The following is a 4,932-nucleotide window of genomic DNA, read 5'->3' on the forward strand; positions in this document are numbered from 1 at the left end:
AAAATCCGCTAGTTGTGATAAATGTTTGAAAATATCAACTAATATTCCTTTTTTAGACCACAAATTAAATCGCCTATAGACAGTGCTCCATTCACCAAACTCTTCTGGCAAATCTCGCCAAGGAATACCGGTTCTCATTCGGAAAAGGATCCCTTCAAACGTCATCCGATGCTCGGATTTATTATAAACTCGGCCGGTATTTTTCATTATTTGTAGTAGCTTTTCCCACCGTTTATCTGTTAGCATTGTTCTTGGCATGATGAATCGAGTTATGGTTGTTTTTGGCTGAATTATTATAACTCACATCATGCCGTCTAAAAAATAATCATGAAAGATCAACACGCCCTAGTTAATCAATCGAATTATTTACTATCTACACTTAAATTATTTTTCGATACAAAATAAAAGTACTATTTGAATATATTGAAATCTATTATAATCAAGTTCATCGACATTCAACTCATGGTTGGGTATTGCCTGAACAATATGAAAAGCAGTATTACTTAGATAATAATTTATAGCGGTGAGTTCTGTCTAGTATTTTGGCGAGGATCATTATTTTTATTATCTGCTACAAGCGTTAAAAATGATGTTACCTTTATTTGTTAATCAATGGATATTATTAATTAAAGATACCTCTTTAGCCTATATTGTTGGTGTTGCAGAGTTTACCTTTGTTGCGACCCAAATTAATAATCGAAGTATAGTTTATCCAACTGAAATATTTCTATTTGTTATAGTTGTTTATTTTATTATTTGTGCAGCACTTGATTTTACTGTATCTAGATTAACTAAGTCGTAGAACTTCACCAAATTGCTTATTTAATCAAAAAGTGAAAGCAACTTAGTGAAATCCTACAAATAAGCATAATTATTATTTATCAACTTAATGTTTTTTGTATATCAAAACTACTCTATTAACCCTTACATACTACTTGTATCGGTTGTTGTGCTCCAAATACAGCAATTTGTCCTATCCAAGAATCAATAGCGTATCGATTAGAATGACCGGGATATTGATTTGTTAAAGGGAATTCGTCAGAAGAATAAAACCACAGATGGTCATCAAACCGCCAATTAGAATTAGGATAAGTTCCACTATGAGTTGAACCCCATTCGCTCAATAGCCCTTGATTGATCGCTCGTGTAAATAAATCCCAAGTTAGTGGCCATATCCTCCATGAAGGAGAAGCATTAGGTGAATTTGTCATTTCAGCTCTAGTTGGTAGATTGCTTTCCCCGTGACATATTCGTACAGCTTGTTCATAACTGACAGCATGTCCTGGTTGTGGAAAAACCCAGGTTTTTGTAGGGTTAAATGAGTAAGTATGTACTATAGTAGGATCAGGTTTAAACGTTGCAGAGATAGTTACCGTACCATTAGGTTTATTGTTAAGTACAACCATGCCATTTTGATCTACCGTTACACTGTTTTGAGGTGTTGCATTAACCGAATAATTCCAATCAGTTTGAGCGCCCGTCATAATTAATTGAAATTTAGCACCTGCAAATCCTGTTGTTGGAAATTTTGGATTGGCAGAGGCATAGAACCCATTGATTGGATCAAAAACGTTATGATCATATCCTCCACCACAAAGAGAATCTCTATATTCGGTCCCTGGTTTATTCCACCCTTTATCTCCTCGGTTGTTATCAATAATTGAGCTGTCAAGATCATTATAACCTACAAGCGAACAATCTGTTTTGCCATTTTTGGTAAAATGATAGGGGCTTCCCCAAGTTTTCTTATTGTCGACTATCATTTGGTTAGGTTTAGCAAAACAAATTTCTGAATCTGTATTAATTTGATAAATTTTAGTCAAATTATATAGTTCACTATCTTTAGGATCGCCATATTCAGAATGGACTTGTATATCTGAAAGGGTAATTGCTAACTTAAGTGGCATTGGGAAACCACTACCACAGCCAATAGGCTTTCCGTATTGAGATTTTGCTATTTCTTGCCCTGCATTATCAAACCATTTAAAGTTAACTGTACCGATAGTAAAAGTTCCGTTATCAGAAACTCTACCATTGTCTCCATCTTCATCATAATAATTATTGCTAGATGATAAGTTAAGATTAGCGACGGTCAAAGGTTGAATAATAAAATCATTAAGTGTTAGGTTTTTGTCAAATGATATAGGAATATTGTTTAATTGTTTGCTGTAAAAAGTACCTCTGACGGTAAAGCCAAAATTATTTTCAATAGAGTTCGCTATAAAAACAGGGGCATTTCCTTTTATTGTTTTTGCCGTTGCTACTGATATGGCGTTAGCTGTAAGAGGAAAGAAAAAAAGAAAAAACGACAATTTTGAATTAGTTATAAACTTGGTTGATTTATAACCTGCTGTCTGCTGTCTGCTGTCTGCTGTCTGCTGTCTGCTGTCTGCTGTCTGCTGTCTGCTGTCTGCTGTCTGCTGTCATTATAATTCCTCTATTTAATATTTCAAGATATTGTTGTATTTATTTTTAAATTAGTTATTATCAATAATAGCTGAATATTTATACTATTTTGGTATTTTAGCATTTTTTATAATCTAATTATATTTATTTTTTGTAAAGTTTTGTTAAGACGAAATATAAGATGTAGTATTTTACTAGGCCATTTGGAATGGCAACATATTTTCAAATAAAAAATTAAAGAGTAAGTGTTTTTTAAATTCAATGGGAGGAAAATAGCTTAACGAAGAATGTAATCGTTTATGATTATACCAATAGAAATAAGCCGAAAAAGCGCATTATAACTCAGTTGTTGAGTTGAAGTGTTGGCTTTTTACAAACTCCTCAATTAAATCCCTCAATGCAGTTGCATCGTTTTTTTTAGTCATTATAATTAAGAAATTGTTTAAAGCATGAGCGATCAAAGTTTAAACAAACAAGGATAAAAACCAAATAAAACAAAAATTTAGTTGACGAAGTTGTAAGTATGTATTATAATTTTCAACAGGTAAACCTCTGATCTGAATTCGCCTGATTTTAGCAATTGACGTTCAGCGTTTCACAATAACTTATTTTTCCGCGAAATTTTACGATTTTTCCCGAAATTATTTCAGCGATCTTTTTAGGGCTATTGCTTATCTTGTTGCTACCATTTTCTTTTAGTAGCCAAGCATTAAGTGCAACAACATCGGGAATGATTCATGGTAATGCGCCGTATTTTGTTTTTGATGGTAATCGCGTGGCGGATACGAATGGTTTTCTTTGGATAACGATATCGGATGCAGCAGGTAATAAACAAACATTCACGCCTAGCACAAATCCTTCAAGTGAATCAAATCCAATTGTATTACTTAATCCTAATGATAAATTTACCAATGTTGAAATGTTGGTAGCAACTGATAGTAGTTCAATTCCATTAAATTCGATAGTGAATTTGTTTCCGAATTATTGGGGTGATGATGATGGAGATGGTCAGGGGAGTGGAGGAATTACTGCGACAGGTAATTTAAATTTAACGATTACAGACAAATATAACAAAACAGTAGCGCGTAATGAATCACTTGATATTTGTAAAGCACCATATAAAGTGACATTAAGTGCTACGGATGGTGAATTAAAAACGGAATATGGTATTCCACAAAATAGTAATTTTAGTGCGAGTAGTGTGGATTATTACATTAATCCTAAGCTTCCTCCGAAGGTTTGTTTTGTTAGGCCAAATTTAACATATAGTGTAGGAAGTTATGATGGTCCAATTTCAATATGGAATCCTGATAAGGGGTTTATTCCTCAATCTATTGTCCCATCATCTTATAATTTAAATTTTCCTACTACAGGGGCTAATAATTTATACTTTGATTTAGAAGTTGGTGGTAGTGTTGGTCATTTATCATGGATGACAGTCCCAAGCAGAGTGGGTAGTATTGGGATTTCAGTGCGACCAGCAGATTATGCAGCCAAAAACGTTCGTGTCATCTTATCAGGTCCTTATATCCCTGAATCACGGATTGAATTCAAGTACTCCAGGTCCTGCAGCTCAGCCATCTCTGCCAACGCGATTTGAATTGGTTGGTACAGATATAGATAATAAAGGTATCAAGGTCAAGTATGGATTTGAGTTAAAGCAGTGGTTTGTGCACCGTGGTACGGTTGCCGATAATTATTCTAATTCATTGTCTTGGTGTAGTCATATAGGTTATCGCCTTCCTAAAGTTAGGGATTTAACCAATGCTGTTTGTGCAGGTCTTGGTAGTGGTTCTTGGTGTCAAGGTGCAGTCGGCGCTACACCTTCGTCATCTGTTAATCATTATCAGCGTCGAATTGGTGCAGGTTTTTTTACAGAGTGGGGAAATATGAACGACTATACTCATGCTAACTTTCTCTATGACCACTACTGGACTACTGACACAACAGGGATTACTCAATTTCTTGTGGCTTCTGCCACTGGTTATGTCCGTGATCGTTCTCTAGATAGCATGGCTTATTCAGTTTGTACAACATCCTAGTTTTATTTATTAAGCACTGTGTAGTTGAGATAAAAAAATGAATATAAGCAATTGATAAGAATAGTTGCTTTGCAAGGACAACCAAACCTAACTAATGAAGTGAACGAACTAAAGTGGTTTGGTTGTATACTAGCACATAATCAATGAATACCTGTCTGATGACAGGTGAGTTGTTAATAATCCCTTTCCAAATATAAATTGAGATAAGGAGGAAGATCTTAAACTCATCTAAAATCACTATTTAAAAATCAAATTTACGATCAATCTAGCGATCATCTTTACAAAACTTAACAATTTAATCCTTCAATACAGTTGCATCGTTTTTTTGTCACTTGTTATGTAATTAGCTTTTTGCATATTATTTTAATACTCATTTTTTTCAGTGTTTAAAAAAAACAGAAAACTGTTTTTTAATTTAAATCTATTTTTATTATTCTAATTTTATTAAAATAATACTTTAAAAAACACTAAAATTAGTGTTATT

4 protein-coding genes and 2 pseudogenes are annotated in these 4,932 nt (G+C 33.7%); 3 read left to right on the top strand and 3 right to left on the bottom strand.

The window, feature by feature from the left end:
• A partial coding sequence (locus A9G38_RS03880) for a transposase (RefSeq protein ID WP_141671662.1) occupies nucleotides 1-258 on the bottom strand: 258 nt, incomplete at its 3' end.
• Nucleotides 259-556: 298 nt separating this feature from the next.
• Here A9G38_RS03880 and A9G38_RS03885 point away from each other — a divergent pair.
• Nucleotides 557-802 (top strand): annotated as a pseudogene (locus A9G38_RS03885) (amino acid ABC transporter permease); the annotation flags it as partial.
• 115 nt (nucleotides 803-917) lie between these two features.
• Here the strand turns inward: A9G38_RS03885 and A9G38_RS03890 are convergent.
• Both A9G38_RS03890 and A9G38_RS12765 read right to left on the bottom strand, forming a co-directional pair.
• Complete coding sequence (locus A9G38_RS03890; protein ID WP_034909366.1) at nucleotides 918-2,312, bottom strand: hypothetical protein; 1,395 nt, start codon at nucleotides 2,310-2,312, stop codon at nucleotides 918-920.
• 288 nt (nucleotides 2,313-2,600) lie between these two features.
• Nucleotides 2,601-2,717, bottom strand: a pseudogene (locus A9G38_RS12765) (hypothetical protein); the annotation flags it as partial.
• A gap of 365 nt (nucleotides 2,718-3,082) precedes the next feature.
• Here A9G38_RS12765 and A9G38_RS03895 point away from each other — a divergent pair.
• Nucleotides 3,083-4,006, top strand: a complete 924-nt coding sequence (locus A9G38_RS03895) for a hypothetical protein (protein WP_034909371.1) — start codon at nucleotides 3,083-3,085, stop codon at nucleotides 4,004-4,006.
• Nucleotides 3,951-4,448, top strand: coding sequence for a hypothetical protein (locus tag A9G38_RS03900; protein WP_141671016.1), 498 nt, complete (start codon nucleotides 3,951-3,953; stop codon nucleotides 4,446-4,448). Before A9G38_RS03895 ends, A9G38_RS03900 begins: the two co-directional genes overlap by 56 nt.
• Nucleotides 4,449-4,932 lie beyond the last annotated feature (484 nt).

It is taken from the genome of Gilliamella sp. Imp1-1 (assembly GCF_001690415.1).
GTDB lineage: Bacteria > Pseudomonadota > Gammaproteobacteria > Enterobacterales > Orbaceae > Gilliamella > Gilliamella bombi.